The following is a 15,382-nucleotide window of genomic DNA, read 5'->3' on the forward strand; positions in this document are numbered from 1 at the left end:
CGGCCTGACTTATCAGAAATGCTATATGAGCCATCGAGTTCGGGAACGCTGCCTGCCCGGCAAGGGTTTGCAGCACAAAGCTCCCAGGTAGCGGAGACACCCTCCTACCCTGCCAATATTAAAGCAACATGAGCCTTTATTTTTTATAATTATTCATGACCATGCCGGTAATCACCTTCGGATAAAAGAAGGTTGATTTCTGCGGCATTTTTTCACCGCCGGTGGCGATGGCAGTAACTTCTTCCACTTTGGTGGAGTTCATGAAAAAGGCCAACTGATATTCGCCGCTATCCACAAAGGCTTTGGCGGCATCGTCTTCCCGGACGTATTTCAGGTTGCTTTCGTCAGCCCGTTGTTTGCTACCGATGCCCAGCAGACCTTCAAGAATAAGGGTATGTAGGATGGAAACATCCAGTTGCTTCCAGGCAGCCGAATGGCCGGGCAGGTCGAGCCTGTCCACAATGCTGATATCCTTGAGGGTTAACCAGTAGAATTTACCTTCCTGGGTGTAGAGGCCAAACGAGGGATTAACAGCTCCGCGCCTTTCCAACTCGGTAATAAACGGCGGCAGGGTAATATCTTTTGCCTCTTCCACATGGAAATTCTCCTGCAGACCGGCCAGCAATCTCTCAACATTCAGGTCAGGGATGTTGTTAACCAGCCTGTGGGTCGGGAAGACAACGAGTCCTTCGTTATACAGGTTGACCAGGGCTACCATCAGGTAATTAAACCCTTCTTTACCCCTGGCGGCCATTTCTTTGCCAAAGTTTACGGCTGTTTCATACCTGTGATGCCCGTCGGCAATAAATATCTTTTTGTCTTTCATCAGTTCTACAATGGATTGAACAGCTTTTTCATCGGATATGACCCAAAGACGGTTAATCACACCGTTGCTGTCCACGGCCTCTTCATCGGGCGGCCGGTTTCCTTTAGCCTGTTCCAGGATGGTTTCAATTTTATGTTCCTTATCTGCGTATAACCCGAAGATGGGACTGAAGTTGGCTTCGGTGGTAAGCATTAATTCCAGGCGATCGGCTTTATGTTTCGGCAGGGTTTCCTCGTGGGGCAGGACATCGCCTTTGCTGTAATCTTCTGCCTGTACTCCGGCTATGAAACCTGAGCGGATCTTCTTTTCCCCTCTTGCTTCAAATTCCTGTTCGTAAAGATAAAGGGAAGGTTTCGGGTCATTGACCAGGATGCTTTCCTCAACCCATGCGCGCAGGGTTTCGGCGGCCCTGGTGTAGCGGTTGTTTTCCGGGGTATCAGTGGGATATTTCTTGCCCAGCTCCAACCTGATAATGTTGTAAGGGCTTTTCTCGTAAAACATTTCCTGCCCGGCCGGGTCGATGACATCATAGGGTGGGGTAACGATATTGTTAAGATCGCCTATTCTGTCGAGGTTGTATCTCAGACCCCGGAATGGAATTATTACGGCCATTTAGTGCGCCTCCTTTTTTTGTCTCTTTTTTGGACTTTCCATTAATTTTAATATATTCTTTACCCATTTTCAACTTAAAAAGCAGGTGTTGGAATGTATTATCGGACAACCATACCACTTATGTTATGGAAATTACTGAAAATGTATACCATATGGTATATAAAGAATAAGCAGGAAAAAAATTTATTGTACAGAAAATATTAAAAGTATTAACAGTATAGAAAATATTAACTTGAACTAGAAAAATTGTTAAATATTATTAACTACAACTTTTGTTTTTGTTTTAATAAAAGAATAAAATAGGGAAGGATGCAAATGGATTTAAATGGTATTTTAATAAGAAGAATCTATTTTCCTTTAATGGAAATTTTTAAAGGAAACAAAATTAGGACCTATTTAAATTACCTGCATGAAACTGAAAAAATGTCTGCTGAAGAATTGAAAAGGTTGCAGGCAGAGAAATTAAAAGGATTATTGACCCACTGTTTAACCAGGGTTCCTGCTTATAAGGAATATGAGTTTTTATTGGATTCTGTCGAAAACGCCCCCTTTGAAGTATTAACTAAATTACCGGTTTTAACAAAAAAGCATTTTTCTGAAAACAGTGAATTGTATTTTCCGGAAGGACAAAGTAAGCAGGGATTGATACCAAACCGTACCGGTGGTTCTACAGGAGAACCGGTTAAATTTTATATGGACCGCAAAACTGTTGAGTATTACGAAGCAGCCCGCTGGCGGGGTCTTTCTTGGTGGGATATTAGGCCGGGAGACCCCTCAGTAATGCTTTGGGGCTCTCCCATAGAACTTTCCCAAAAGCAGAGATGGTCTTACGAATTAAAGGAACGATACCTGAAAAACAGGATTGTTATCAGCGCCTATGATTTAAAGGAATCTGAGTTGGAGCGGCATGTGAAACTTATTGAAAAGTTTCAACCCGTATATTTCTACGGTTACGCATCGGCTTTGGACCTGTTTGCACAGATGCTGCTGGACCGGGGGATAACTTTGCAGGGTAAATTCAAGGGAGTTGTATCAACAGCTGAAACTCTTTTTGATTTTCAGCGGGAAAGGATTGAACGGGCTTTTGGCTGTAAAACCATTAACGAGTATGGGGCTCGTGATGGGGGAATCATTGCTTACCAGTGTCCTGAGGGCAGTATGCATGTTACGGCCGAAAACGCCGTGATTGAGTTGTTGGATATGGACACACTGCAACCTGTAAAGCAGGGACAAAGCGGGCTTGTAGCGGTTACGGACCTGAACAATCGCGTTATGCCCAGGCTACGTTACCTGATTGGAGATGTGGCCGTTTGGCAGAAACAACCATGCGAGTGCGGCCGTCCTCTGCCTGTTTTTACGGAAATAAAGGGAAGAGAGGATGATATTTTTGTAACAACTGCCGGTACCTATGTTCATGGACATTATTTTAACCACATAGCGCGCAACTTAGATGGTATCAGTAAGTTCCAAATTATACAAAAAGACCGGCAGCGAGTACATTTAAAGATTGTGCCGGGCAATAACTTTAATGAAGAGGAAATCAGATTTTTTGCACAAAAAATCAGGGAAGTTATGGGAAATATAGAATTAACCGTCCAGTACACGGATAAAATTCCCGCTGCCGCTTCGGGCAAGGTGCGGTACGCTGTCAGGGAATTTCCGCTAAGATGAAACAATACTTTCATTTTTATTAAAAGGACGTGTGCTTTTATTTTGGATGGCTTTTTTAGTTTGGATACTATAAACGGAAAGGGACTGTCCGGGAACTGAGTTCAGTTCAAAATTTCCGACAGCCCCTTTCCGTTTACTTTTTCAGGTATTTAGTTATGTTTTCCGGTTTCGGCAGGGTAATACTTTTGCTGTTGTAGTCCCAGAAACGGAAGTATACTTCGTGATACATGCTCCCGGCCTGGGGCACGGGCATTACGGTTTCTGTTTTTATTTGATAAATATAGTTATCCTTTTTGCCGATCCAGAGACGGTATTTCATTTCTAACCGGTCCAGCAACAGGTTTTCCAGGGGCTTTTCCGAAGCGGGCCTTAACGAGCCGAAAATATTCTGGACCTCCTGGCCGGTAAGGTTGATTTCAAGCACATAGCACTCCCTGTCCAGCACTTTTTCGTCAGGCAGTTGTCTGGCCTTGTTGGCGTAAGGTTTTATCCGGCTGAAGCCGGCAAAGGGATCGGGCGGTTCCTGCGCCGGGGGGGCTTTTACCCATTCCTCTTCTTTGGACATATAAGCTTCTTTGCCCCACCGGTAATACCTGAACTGCTGTCCAAGAACACGGGCATTTACCAGGTACCCCTTTCCTCTGACATAGGTTCCGTCGTACATACTGGTGGTCTTTCGTTTCTGAATTTTATTTACTATCCAGCCGTTAAACCAGAATTTTTGGCCCCGCTGTTCTGTGGTGGTTATGGCTTTCCGGATGATGGCGCTGGCCCTGGGATTGACGGAATACTCTTGCGTACCTTCTTCTTCAACCCCCAGTTTTTTGGGACCGGACCGGTAAGTACAACCTCCTAGCAGCAGCGATATACATATTGCCAGAAATAACAGTGCTTGTAGAGACTTCCGCATCAGCGCACCTCCCCGGGCCCAGGTTTTTTAAACAACCGCAGGTATATGCCGCAGGCAATCAGTAAGCCCGTTATCCCGTAAAGAATCTGGGTAACAGGAATGTTATGTTTTTCCAGGACAAATAGCCTGTGGTTTTTATACAGGTATCCGATTAACTCGTTTTCCTTGTCACCGTCAACATCAGCGGCCTGCAGGTTGATGAGGCCGGTAAATACACGCCATCTGGTTTTCAGGCCTCCCGGTGTGAGTTCGTAACCCGTTATGTACCGGGTCGGGTTATTGCGCACCAGGCTTTTGGAGAGAGCAATAATTTCCGGTTTTTTACCGGAACCCAGGGTGTTGAAATCTTCGAAACGGAAACTGTCATCACGGCTGCTCCAGATTACTTTCCACTGTCCATCAGGTTTCAACTGCAATAGTTTGGCGTATTCCGTGTTGAGCATGATTTCGTCTATATTATCATTATTCACATCAGCAGTCAGTATCTCGGCCGTACTTACATCCTCTACGTCCTCGCCTGTCAATTCTCCCAGAAGGGAACCGGCCTGCGGGCCGGTAAGAGCAAGGACTTCCAGAGATTTACCCAACAAAATGGCTACCTTTTTGTTGCCCGCCATAGTACCACCGGCCATAATTCCGGTGCCTTTTGTAGTGCCCCTGAATTCTTGTCCGGCAAATTCGCCGGAGAAATTGTAGCCGTCTATGAACAGGTTTTTAGCTTCCTGCCTGTCCACGGGCATACGGCTTTTATAATCCAGCATCGTTGCAGTCGGCTGCACATGCATATCCATATTTTTATAGAGTTGTTTTATACTGCTGTCTCTCGAAGCCACACTTTCCAGACTCAGTTGCAGAGAACTGAAAGGTGCCATACCGAAATTAAGGGCCAGGTCCATCAAACCTGTTACGTTCAGTTGTGGTGTCAGTTTTTGCTGTAATTGTCCGCCGGCCTTCTTTTCCCACTTCATTTTATAATATGGCAGGCTGATATAATCTGGTTTCAGGGCACTTAAGACCGGCTCCGGGTCATAGGAGCCCGGAGCCATAAGCTGAAAGCCCTCATTGGACCATTTGTAGACCAGAACCTGGTTTTCCTCGCCTTCAAGGGGCTCCTTCGGAGGTCTGGTATGATGAGTGATGTAGTCCCTGGCTTTCCTCGGGTTGCCCTGGGTGATGATTTCTGCCAGTCCGTCTCTGTCAATATCGGCCACCTGGACTGGGAAATAATCTACGGAAGTCTGTTTTGGGTAAAGCAGAGGGCTTTTCCATTTTACCGAAAACTCGGACCAGAAAGGGATTTGAGTCAGGTCAACAGTATAAGTGAGCATTACCGCAATTAAAAAAGCCGTTACAAACTGACGCAGGTGAAAACGACCGGCGATATATCCTGTTACCAGCAAAATTAAGAAAATAATCGCCCCACCTGTAATTTGCCACGATAGACTGTTGTCCTGAAGGTTGTTGAGTGATTTCACACCCAGGAGAAAAACCGCCGCAAGCACAAGCCATTTGGTTCGGACCGTGGCAGGCAGAGACCAGGCCAGGAGAAAAACCAGAAGGACCGACAGGGCTATGCCGTAAACAGACCAGTCCAGAACAGCCGGTATGATAAGGAGTTGGTAAAAGAAAAATACGTACAAAGCAAAAAGGACAGTTATGCATATATCCAGCAAAATTTGGGCAGGACTATTCTTCATATGGTTCACTCCTATCGGTTTCGGCCCTGGATAAGGCCACCAGCAGGCCTGACATTGTCCAGAAATAGGAATTCAGGTATGGGCTTTCAAAAATGTTTTCCACCCCGTTATGCAGAGCTATAGCGAGTAGCCCGGCCAGGATTCCGGCGGCCAAATATCGTTTTTCCGGGGCTTTCAAGCTTTTCCATGCATCAAAACCTTTCTTTAAAACGATGAAGATTAAATACAAAAATAAGCCCAGGCCCAAAAGGCCCGTTTCAGCAAGCATACCCATGTAATAATTGTCTACAGAAATTGAATTATAGGTCCTTTTGGCCACAGCGCCGCCGAAATGTCCCATGCCGACTCCGAATAGCGGGTCTGTGCGCATCTGGTCGTAGGCGGCCAGCCACCTGCTGATCCGGCCGCTCTGAGCGCTTTTTTCCATGTATTCAGCAGAGAACAGGTAGGACATCCTGTTTTTTACAGTCGGGACAAAAAGCCCCGCCAGAATGACCGTTATCAGACCAACGACCAAAATACGTTTATCATAGAAAATACCCATAATCCCCAGCGCCCCGACAAAGGCCAGCCAGGCACCCCTTGACAGGGTAAGGACCAGGCAGGTCAGGATTATTACGGTCAAAACTGCCCAAAAGATCTTATTAAGTTTGTTTTTTGTACTCATAAACAGTCCCATGCCAATTGGCGCCAGCAGCGCCATGTGGCTGCCCAGCAGATTGGGGCTGCCCACAATAGAATAAGCCCTGGTATGAACTGCTTCACCGGCATCTACCCAGCGACCGGGCATGGGGGCTCCCACGATATATTGATATATGCCGTAAAGAGCGATAAGGCCGCCTACTACCATGGCTACAGACAAAAGAGTCCGCGTCTGCGGATATTTTCCGGCCAGGTAAAATCCAACATAAAAAAACAGGATATACTCGTAAATTGCTCTGAAACCTTCTACGTTCACGGCGAAAGTGGATAAATCCATGACCACCATTGCTATGCCCAAAAGAAAAAAAACCAGCATAGCGTGATTGACGGCAGCAGCGGGTTGATGCTGATTGTCACTGAACCGATGCAGGACTGCCAGGCCCAGTCCGGCCAGTAACAAAAGCTCGTCCCACGCAGAGGAAAGAACGGGGATGCTTAAAATATTTCGGAGTAGGTAATCAATGGCGGGAAAAGCCATTATAATCAGCAATAAGATAAAAGAAGCTGATTCCAGCAGGTTTTCACCCGATATGTAATCTGACAGGAAATGTTTAACTTTGTGCATAGTACCTCCCTGACACAGAGCGTGGAATTTTGCATATCATACGATATTATACCACAAGGAAATAGCTGCTACAATGCAGGTAGTATTTGAAATTAAGGGGAGGTTAAATAATTCGGAAAACATTTAACCTCCCTTTAAATTTATCAAACAGCTAGAATAAGCTTGCCCGGGTTCTATTTTTTATTATGGGTGGCGGGGTCGGCTGTTTCTCGCACAGGAGCGGCCATCGGAGGCGCTTTTCTGGCAAAGCGTTCAATGTGAATGGCGGCATCAGGGCAGACGGTTTGGCATGTGCCGCAAACAATACAGCCATCCATTCTGGGTAGGACTGCCGGTGTCCCCAGGAATCCCAGTTGTTTTGACCATTCAATAACTTTGACGGGGCACTTTTCGATACATAAACCGCAGCCTTTACACAAACCAGGGTAAAGGTTGAATTTACCTTTTTCATTTTCATAAGTATTAACCTCCCATTGTCTCTCCATTTATCTCGCCTCCTTCCTGAGATTTCAGATGTAACTATGTAAAGGAATCTCAATTAGGATTTGCCAAAACACTTCTAAATATCCATGGGAAATCAGCAAAAGAGAATCGTCAAAATTTTACAAATTGCGCAATTTTTTGACTGAAATGGAGGAAAACTTTACCTTATGTTGAAAAGATTAAGTAAGATAGTAACAATAATTGATTGATTAAACTTAAGGGGGGATGTTTGGAATTTATCAGGAGTGATTGGGGGAAGCCGAATATATGTGAAAGGAGAGGATGAATTGTGAGCAAAAAAGCTGTCAAACTCGGTATTATCCTTATGATTATGCTTCTTGCCACTTTCACTGTAGGCTGTAGCAAAGAGCAAGCTGAAAAGCCTGCAGACAGCGGACCTGCAGTAGCCCAGAATACTGAGTATGTCGGTGATGAGGCTTGCAAAACCTGTCACAGTGACGTTCACTCTGCTTGGAGTGAAACCAGCCACGGAAACTTTATCAAAGATGTAACCAAAGACCCAAAGGCTTTACCTGGAAACTTTGAAGGCAATTATCCTAAGATGTTAAACTTTAAAGCCGAGGACATTCAATATGTTCTTTTGGGTAAACCCGGCGCTCTGAAGGTACAGGAATTGGTCGGCAAGAAAGGTACCTTCGGTGTACCGGCTGATGATTATCCTGTTATGTGGGCATCCTGGGATGCCGGCAAGGGAGAATGGGAAATTGAAGCTGAAGCCATTGGCGAAGGCACTCCCTGGCTCAGCACCTGTGCGGGCTGCCACGTAACCGGATTGACTGTTCCTACCGACAAGAATCCTAAAGCCGCAAAGGCTTTTGCCGGTTTTGGTATTACCTGTGAACAGTGCCATGGCCCCGGCGCCAAGCACATTAAAAATCCACGGGGCGAAAAAATGGTTATATCTTACGATGCGGAAAACTGCGGTCAGTGTCACAGCCGCGGAGATTCTGTTGCCAAAACGCCTGATGGGAAGCCTTTCGGTTATCCGTATAATGACGAAGGCCAGTACGTACCCGGCAAGAAACTGGCGGATTATTACACTGTAGTTTCTGTCGAGGGAGACAAGGAAGGTAAATTGTTCTGGCCTACCAAGCATGCGAAAAACTCTCACCATCTGCAGTATCCTGAATGGCTGATGACCGGCCATGCTACTGCCCTGGAAACTCTGAAAGGAAATGGCCATGCTCAGGACAGGTGTCTGAAATGTCACTCTGCTGAAGCTTACCTCGCCAAAGAAGGAACCACTGTAACGATGAATGATGCCAAGCTTGGCGTAACCTGTCAGGTTTGCCACGCTTCTCATGACCCAGCGGCTACCAAGGAAGCGTTCTTAAGGAAACCCAAAACGGAAATTTGTACTCAATGCCACAATGCGGAGGGGGGCATAGTGGCAGGTAAAGAAGTACACCATCCGCACAAAGAAATGAACGAAGGCAAAATCGGTCTTGGATTCCCCGATTCTCCAAGTGTAATGTATAAGGCCGGCGTAACTTGTGTTGATTGCCACATGCCCAAAACTGCAGGACCCAAAGCCAGCCACCTGATGAAGGTAGTTATGCCCAAGGACGGCAAAGCAAACGGCATGCCTGATTCCTGTTCCTCCTGCCATCCGGGAGCAAGCCAGGATTACCTGCAGAATGTTATTGATACCTGGCAGAATGACATTAAAGGTCGGTTAGCCAAGGTGAAGGCTAAGCTTGACGCCAAGAAAGCCGCTGCCAATACCCAGGCTTATAAAGAGGCCCTTACTTATTACTCCATTGTAGCTGCTGACGGTAGTAACGGCGTACATAACTATGATCTGGCCGTTAAGCTGTTAACCGCTGCGGAACAGAAACTCCAATAAATGGTTTGAATGAAGGCCCGGTTCTTACCGGGCCTTATTTTATGACGGCGGGTTTTGGAATAAAGATGTCCTGTTTTTTGAATAATACTAATAAACCACTTATTAAGGAGGATGGACATGAAGAGAGTAGCTGTGGAAGGAACCCTTGGCAATATAAGCGAGTACTTATCTACTCAGGGTTATGAGATTGTAAGTCTTGATCCGCATACGCAGACAGGCGCAGAATTGAAGAACTGCGATGCCATCATCGTTTCCGGGCAGGATAATAATTTAATGGGTATGAATACGGTTTTAACCGATTCTCCTGTTATAAACGCAAGGGGGATGAGCCCGGAGCAGGTGCATGACGAACTGAAGAGGCGTATTGGTCAAGTACGTTATTAAGAGGCCTGACAGGCCTCTTTTTTAAGCTTCAGACATACACCGAATTGGTAACGCAGCAATAAAAATAAAATGGTCATGTTTAAAGGCCAAGATTTTTGATACCGGCCCGGAAACAATTGCGGAAAGGGCAGGAAAAATAATGGCGGAACTAGAAGAATTAGGATATTTGAAGGAAAATAAACATTTTGGGGGGACAGGTATGCTGGAAGGATTAATTGATTTGCATGTACATACGACTGCTTCGGACGGGACCCTGACTCCCGCAGAGCTTATCAGGTATGCCAGGGGAAGGAACCTGGCAGCGGTGGCGATTACAGACCACGATACTATAGACGGTTTACCGGAGGCTTTAAAAGAAGCTAAACAACAGGGTTTTGAGTTAATTCCCGGTGTAGAAATAAGTGTAGAGCACCCGGCCGGGGAGATGCATATCCTTGGTTATTTTGTTGATATAAATAACCGGGAATTGGCCGAAGCTCTCCAGGAACTGCGCCGTTACCGCGAAGAACGCAACCCCAGGATGCTTCAGAAGTTAAGGGACCTGGGCATGGACATAAGCATGGCGGAAGTGGCCGAAAAGGCCGGCGGGAAAGTGGTCGGTCGTCCGCACTTTGCGGCAGTTATGGTCGAAAAAGGTTATGTGGCAAGTTTCGAGGAAGCCTTTGATAAATATCTTGGTGCAGGGAAGGCCGCTTACGTAAAAAAGGAGAAACTAACGCCCCGGCAAGGAATCGAACTGATTCAAAAGGCCGGTGGCATACCTGTTCTGGCCCACCCCAAATATCTTGGGTATAATTCCATAGAGTTGCTCATTGAGGAGCTTAAAAATTTAAAGGGTTACGGTTTACAGGGTATTGAAGCATATTACAGCGCCTATTCGCCCGAAGAGACGGAACTGTATCTGAAACTGGCGGGAGATTACGGGCTTTTGGTTACCGGAGGCACCGATTTTCACGGTTCCAACAAGCCTGAGATAGAAATTGGTATAGGCTGCGGGAATCTGAGAATTCCATATGAAATTCTTGCGCCGCTTAAAGAGGCGAAAAAGCGTCTCATGAAATAGCGGGCACACAGTTTTTTGACACTTATTTTGCCAACAATGTTTATTCTTGGATGGCGATACGTTATAATTATAAATGTGTAAAACATTCAAAATGAACAAGGGGATGGTCTTTTGAAGCGGAGTAAGTTATTAAACAGGGTTTTCAACTTAATTTTGGCTGTATGTTTTATGCTGGTTTCCGTTGTTTTTCCGGGTAATGCTCTTGCTTACACGGTAATTAATGAAGACAACTTTGAGGAACCTATTGCCGAAGGGGTGACTATCCGGACAATTACCCAATATACATCTGAAGGAACCCTGAAAATTTACGTGCTGAAAGTGGATCTAACAAACCCTTATGTACAGGTTAATACTATGGTGGGGACAGGCAGTAAACTGACTGCGGCTGCGCCGGTGACAAAAATGACCGAAAATGCCGGGGCAGTGGCCGGGATTAATGGGGATTTTTTTCAGATGGATGAGAAGGCGCCTATCGGTTTGACGGTTCAGGACGGGGAAATTATCAGTTCCCCGGCCCAGCGCAATGATATGTATGGTTTCGGTATCACTACCGATAAGCTGCCGATGATCAATATTTTTGGTTTTGAAGGGCAGGTAAAGGCTGCCAATGGGCAAACTTATCCCCTCTTTGGGGTTAATAAGCCTACATATCTGGTCTCAAATGGCGTTTCCTCCGACAAAGATACACTCAACCTGTACACCCCGCGCTGGGGCGATAAGAGCCGGGGAAAACTGCCGGAGTTGGCGGAAACTGTTGAAGTTGTGGTGGAAAACGATGTAGTGAAAGAAGTCCGCACCAATATGGCGGGTGTGACCATACCCCAAAACGGGTACGTGCTGTCGGCTAACGGTAAAGCAGCCGCATGGGTAAAGGAAAACCTCAAGCCGGGAACGGGGGTTTCCGTGAGCTACCGCATTACTCCCGAAGGAGAAAATCTTCAGGCTGCCGTAGGTGGACAAGCCATGCTTGTCAACTATGGCAAACGGAGCTGGTTTACCCAGAATATAACCGGTAAAAGGGCCCGGACCAGTATCGGTTACACCCAGGACCGCAAGACCATGTACCTGGTGGTTGTCGACGGAGGTAATGGTTCCAGGGGAATGACCCAGGAGGAACTGGCTGATTTTATGGCCTCCCTTGGCTGCTGGCAGGCTATAAACCTTGACGGCGGCGGTTCTTCTACCATGGCTGCAAGACTGTTGGGTGATAATTCTATTTCCCTTATTAACAAGCCTGTATACACGAGTCAGCGGGCAGTGCCCACGGGAATTGGTATTTTTTCCACCGCCCCGGCCGGGGAATTCAAGGGTTTAAAGATAATCGGAGACAGGTATCTTTTGGTGGGAACAACCAGGTCGTATTCAGCAAAAGGTTACGATGAACACTACAACCCCTATAAGGTGGAACCTTCCCAGATTACATGGCGGGTTGAGCCGGATTTAGGTACATTTGAGGGTAATGTCCTGACTGCCCATAAGAGCGGTGATGCTAAGGTAATTGCTTCCATGAACGGAGTGGAGCAGGCTTATGATATTCATATCCTAGGCGCCGCCGATATTGCGAAGGTGGAGGTATTCCCGAAGGCCATAGAATTAAATGAAAACGATAGCGTTGCATTGTCTTTGGTGGTTACGGCCAAGAACGGGATCAGGTTTAATGTCAAGGCTAGCGAGGTCCAGTGGGAAGTTCAGGGCGAGGTAGGTCAGGTAGTGGGCGAATCCTTTGTAGCCGCCGGGACCAAAGGAACCGGACAATTGACGGCTGTTGTTGATGGGGTGAAAGCTGTGGTTCCTGTCCGTATAGGAGCTGCAGAAAAACCTTATTCCGGCTTGGAGACATTTCAAGCTTACAGATTTGCCGGATATCCGGCGGGAGTTACGGGGAAATTCCGGGCGGCAGTTCCCGGTGAACCCGTTTTCAGAGGAACAGGAGCCGGTATATTGGAATATGATTTAACTAAGGCAGGAACGACAGCGGCTGCTTATGGGAGATTCGGCGACGGCCTGCCTCTGCCGGGCCATCCCCTGGGGCTGGGTGTCTGGGTTTACGGAAACGGTGGCAACAACCACTGGCTCAGGGCAAAACTGGTTGATGCAAATGGTGAGGAAAAACTGGTTGATTTGGCGAAAAACGTCAATTGGCAGGGGTGGAAACATGTAACCGGAAAATTCCCTGCCGATATAAAATATCCCGTTAAGTTGTCTTCCATTTATGTGGTGGAAACTGATAAAAACCGTCTGAACAAAGGGTTTATAGCCCTGGATGAACTAACCTTGCTGATGCCTGTGACGGCTCAGGATTTATCGGCACAGGCCCCTGAACCGAAATCGGTTTTCATTGATATTAAGCCTGGGTCTGTTGCAAAAGGAAAACTGGGGGATAATGTAGAAATCAGCATCCCGGCCAATGCGCTTCCCATACGGCAGGTGTCCATGTCTGAAAAATGGTCTCTTGATATGGCAACTCCCGGATTCAATCCGGTACTGCCTGCTTTTGAAATTACCGGGGAATCACTCTCCAACACGGGAGCTCAAAGGGCAAAACCTTATACATTATCTGTAAAATATACAGGAAACGCCGATATTAACAGGATACGCCTGATGAAATGGAACCCGGGCTCCCAAAAATGGACCCAGGTGCCACAAAAAGTTGATAAAGACAGGCGTATTGTTACGGCCAAATCGGAGCAAATGGGGCTTTTTGCGCTGTTGCAGGATGTTCGGCCCGTTCCGGTATTTAATGATATAAATAACTCCTGGGCCAAGGGACAGATAGAACAAATGGCTGCTAAAGGTCTTGTTTCCGGTTTTCCGGGCAACCGTTTCCTGCCTCAAAAGGGGGTCACCAGGGCGGAGTTTGTGGTGCTCCTTTCCAACCTGTTTGGCTGGTCAGCTAATAATGAGAACCTGCAATTTAAAGACAGTATTCCTGTCTGGGCCCGGGGAGCTGTTGCCGCCGCTGTTGAGAGGGGAATCGTAGCCGGATATGCTGATGGACGGTTCCAGCCGGATAAAATGATTAACCGGGCTGAAATGGCTGTCATCATTAATAAATGCCTCCAACTTCCCGACAGCAAACAGCCGTCTGCTTATGCTGACGCCGGCAAAATACCTGCCTGGGCTGTCCAGGCAATACGGAATACCAAGGTTGCCGGTCTGTTAAAAGGGAGCAATAATTTATTCCGTCCGCAGGATACTGCTACCCGGGCGGAAGCCACTGTTGTACTGGCCAATATGCTGGAATATTATATGAATACCGCTGAATAGATTCTATAGAGCAATTAATTTTATGAAGAGGAGGGCTGCGGTTTGAACGTTTATGACCTGGCTCATAACCTGGCGAGAGCTATCAAAGAAAATGAATATTATAAGGAATTTGCCAGGGCGAAAAAGTTGATTGACGGCGATGCGGAAGCCAAGAAAATTTTGACCGATTTTCGTAACCGGCAGATGGAAGTGGAAAAGGCCCGCCTGCTGGGGCAGAAGCCTCCGGCAGATAAAATGGAAGCCCTGCATAAAATGCAGGAGATTATTACAGCCAATCAAAAAATTAAGAGCTACCTGGAGGCAGAGTTTAAATTCGGCAGGTTGATGGCTGATATTCAGAAGATAATTGGCGAAGGCCTGGATTTGTTTGAGAAAAATGCATGATACTGCTTGATTGACAGCTTAGGGGGGTAGTATCCAATGCAACACAGTGAGAGGCAATATCGATGAAAGTAGAAGTACGGTCCGAGAAAAACAAACAGGGCTATGATGTGCTAATTCTCTCAGAGGATGCCACAGTAGCCGATTACCTTGCGGCAATCAACTTATTCATTGAGGAAAGCGGTATTGCCAGGCCCCGGCATGAAAAGGCCCAGGCGGGTACTTGTATGGCTTGCAATGTTTGCTGCCAGGAACGTATACCTCTAACATCAATAGATGTGGTTAAGTTATCGTCGGTTATCCCACTAGAGGAGCTTTTTGCGAAATACATTTACATTTACGTTCACGGCCGGGCAGTAGATATAACATTGCAACTGGGGCCCGATGGTATTTGCCGGCTGAATTCGCCCGACAGCAGACTGTGCTGCCAGTATCAGGTGAGGCCGCTGGTTTGCCAAACATACATTTGCTGTCCTTCCTCCAGGCGAGCGGCTCGTTTGAGGGAAGTTGTGGTAAATACCGGCGAAGACCAACTGGTTCGTGATTGGTTAAAAATGGTCCGCCAGGGGATTATAGAGCCTAAGATTGATGAAGCTATAGACCTGGATTTGCACGAAGATGACTGGTTGCCTACTCCATTTGAAGGAAAACGTTCTTATGATGAGGTTTTTTTAAAGGATTTATGTACCCCGCAATTATGGGAAAAGCTGAAATGGGTTCGGTGATGACCGAACCTGTCAGATTGAAGACAAAGACATCACGTCCTCATCGTATATATTGTCTGATTGAAGGAGAGGGAAGGGTGGGTGGGCTCTCCGCTACCAGGGAGCTTGATGCTGCAAAACCACAGCCGTGAGTTCCGCTATGGTGGTAAACAACCGTTGCTCCAAGGTTACGGGCGGAGACAGTGTAAACTCCGTTCGGTTGAAATCACTGAACCCGGCCAAATCGCCG

The 15,382-nt window shown here is 46.7% G+C and carries 12 protein-coding genes; 7 read left to right on the forward strand and 5 right to left on the reverse strand.

Annotated features, from left to right (window positions below):
- Window positions 1-136: 136 nt before the first annotated feature.
- Window positions 137-1,438 (reverse strand): DUF1015 domain-containing protein, encoded by a 1,302-nt coding sequence (locus tag Tfer_RS15060; protein WP_052219110.1) that lies wholly within the window; start codon window positions 1,436-1,438, stop codon window positions 137-139.
- Window positions 1,439-1,753: 315 nt separating this feature from the next.
- On the opposite strand from Tfer_RS15060, the gene Tfer_RS15070 reads away from it, so the two are divergent.
- Window positions 1,754-3,109: a phenylacetate--CoA ligase family protein gene (locus Tfer_RS15070; RefSeq protein ID WP_052219112.1), complete on the forward strand. Its 1,356-nt coding sequence runs from the start codon at window positions 1,754-1,756 to the stop codon at window positions 3,107-3,109.
- Window positions 3,110-3,242: 133 nt separating this feature from the next.
- Here Tfer_RS15070 and Tfer_RS15075 read toward each other — a convergent pair whose 3' ends face one another.
- From Tfer_RS15075 to Tfer_RS15090, 4 genes are all read right to left on the reverse strand, one after another.
- Complete coding sequence (locus tag Tfer_RS15075) at window positions 3,243-4,019, reverse strand: hypothetical protein (RefSeq protein ID WP_052219113.1); 777 nt, start codon at window positions 4,017-4,019, stop codon at window positions 3,243-3,245.
- A complete protein-coding gene (locus Tfer_RS15080; RefSeq protein ID WP_052219114.1) occupies window positions 4,019-5,716 on the reverse strand; it encodes an energy-coupling factor transporter transmembrane component T family protein in 1,698 nt (565 codons plus the stop codon). Before Tfer_RS15080 ends, Tfer_RS15075 begins: the two co-directional genes overlap by 1 nt.
- Entirely contained in the window at window positions 5,706-6,983 is a 1,278-nt protein-coding gene (locus Tfer_RS15085; RefSeq protein WP_052219115.1) for an O-antigen ligase family protein, read from the reverse strand. The genes Tfer_RS15080 and Tfer_RS15085 overlap by 11 nt, the downstream gene beginning before the upstream one ends.
- 173 nt (window positions 6,984-7,156) lie before the next feature.
- On the reverse strand, window positions 7,157-7,468 hold the full coding sequence (locus Tfer_RS15090; RefSeq protein WP_052219116.1) for a 4Fe-4S dicluster domain-containing protein: 312 nt from the start codon (window positions 7,466-7,468) through the stop codon (window positions 7,157-7,159).
- Between the two features lie 287 nt (window positions 7,469-7,755).
- Here Tfer_RS15090 and ocwA point away from each other — a divergent pair, with 287 nt between their 5' ends.
- The 6 genes from ocwA to Tfer_RS15120 all read left to right on the forward strand — a co-directional run bounded on the left by ocwA (window position 7,756) and on the right by Tfer_RS15120 (window position 15,153).
- Window positions 7,756-9,333 (forward strand): outer cell wall terminal reductase A, encoded by a 1,578-nt coding sequence (ocwA, locus tag Tfer_RS15095; RefSeq protein ID WP_052219117.1) that lies wholly within the window; start codon window positions 7,756-7,758, stop codon window positions 9,331-9,333.
- A 117-nt stretch (window positions 9,334-9,450) separates the two neighbouring features.
- On the forward strand, window positions 9,451-9,717 hold the full coding sequence (locus Tfer_RS15100; protein WP_013121425.1) for a YkuS family protein: 267 nt from the start codon (window positions 9,451-9,453) through the stop codon (window positions 9,715-9,717).
- Between the two features lie 139 nt (window positions 9,718-9,856).
- Complete coding sequence (locus Tfer_RS15105; protein WP_427916570.1) at window positions 9,857-10,780, forward strand: PHP domain-containing protein; 924 nt, start codon at window positions 9,857-9,859, stop codon at window positions 10,778-10,780.
- A 111-nt stretch (window positions 10,781-10,891) separates the two neighbouring features.
- Window positions 10,892-14,047, forward strand: a complete 3,156-nt coding sequence (locus Tfer_RS15110) for a phosphodiester glycosidase family protein (RefSeq protein WP_052219118.1) — start codon at window positions 10,892-10,894, stop codon at window positions 14,045-14,047.
- Between the two features lie 42 nt (window positions 14,048-14,089).
- Window positions 14,090-14,431 (forward strand): YlbF/YmcA family competence regulator, encoded by a 342-nt coding sequence (locus Tfer_RS15115; protein ID WP_052219119.1) that lies wholly within the window; start codon window positions 14,090-14,092, stop codon window positions 14,429-14,431.
- A 62-nt stretch (window positions 14,432-14,493) separates the two neighbouring features.
- Window positions 14,494-15,153 carry a YkgJ family cysteine cluster protein gene (locus Tfer_RS15120; RefSeq protein ID WP_052219120.1) on the forward strand — a complete coding sequence of 220 codons (660 nt, stop codon included), beginning with the start codon at window positions 14,494-14,496 and terminating at the stop codon, window positions 15,151-15,153.
- Window positions 15,154-15,382 lie beyond the last annotated feature (229 nt).

It is taken from the genome of Thermincola ferriacetica (assembly GCF_001263415.1).
Lineage (GTDB): Bacteria > Bacillota > Thermincolia > Thermincolales > Thermincolaceae > Thermincola > Thermincola ferriacetica.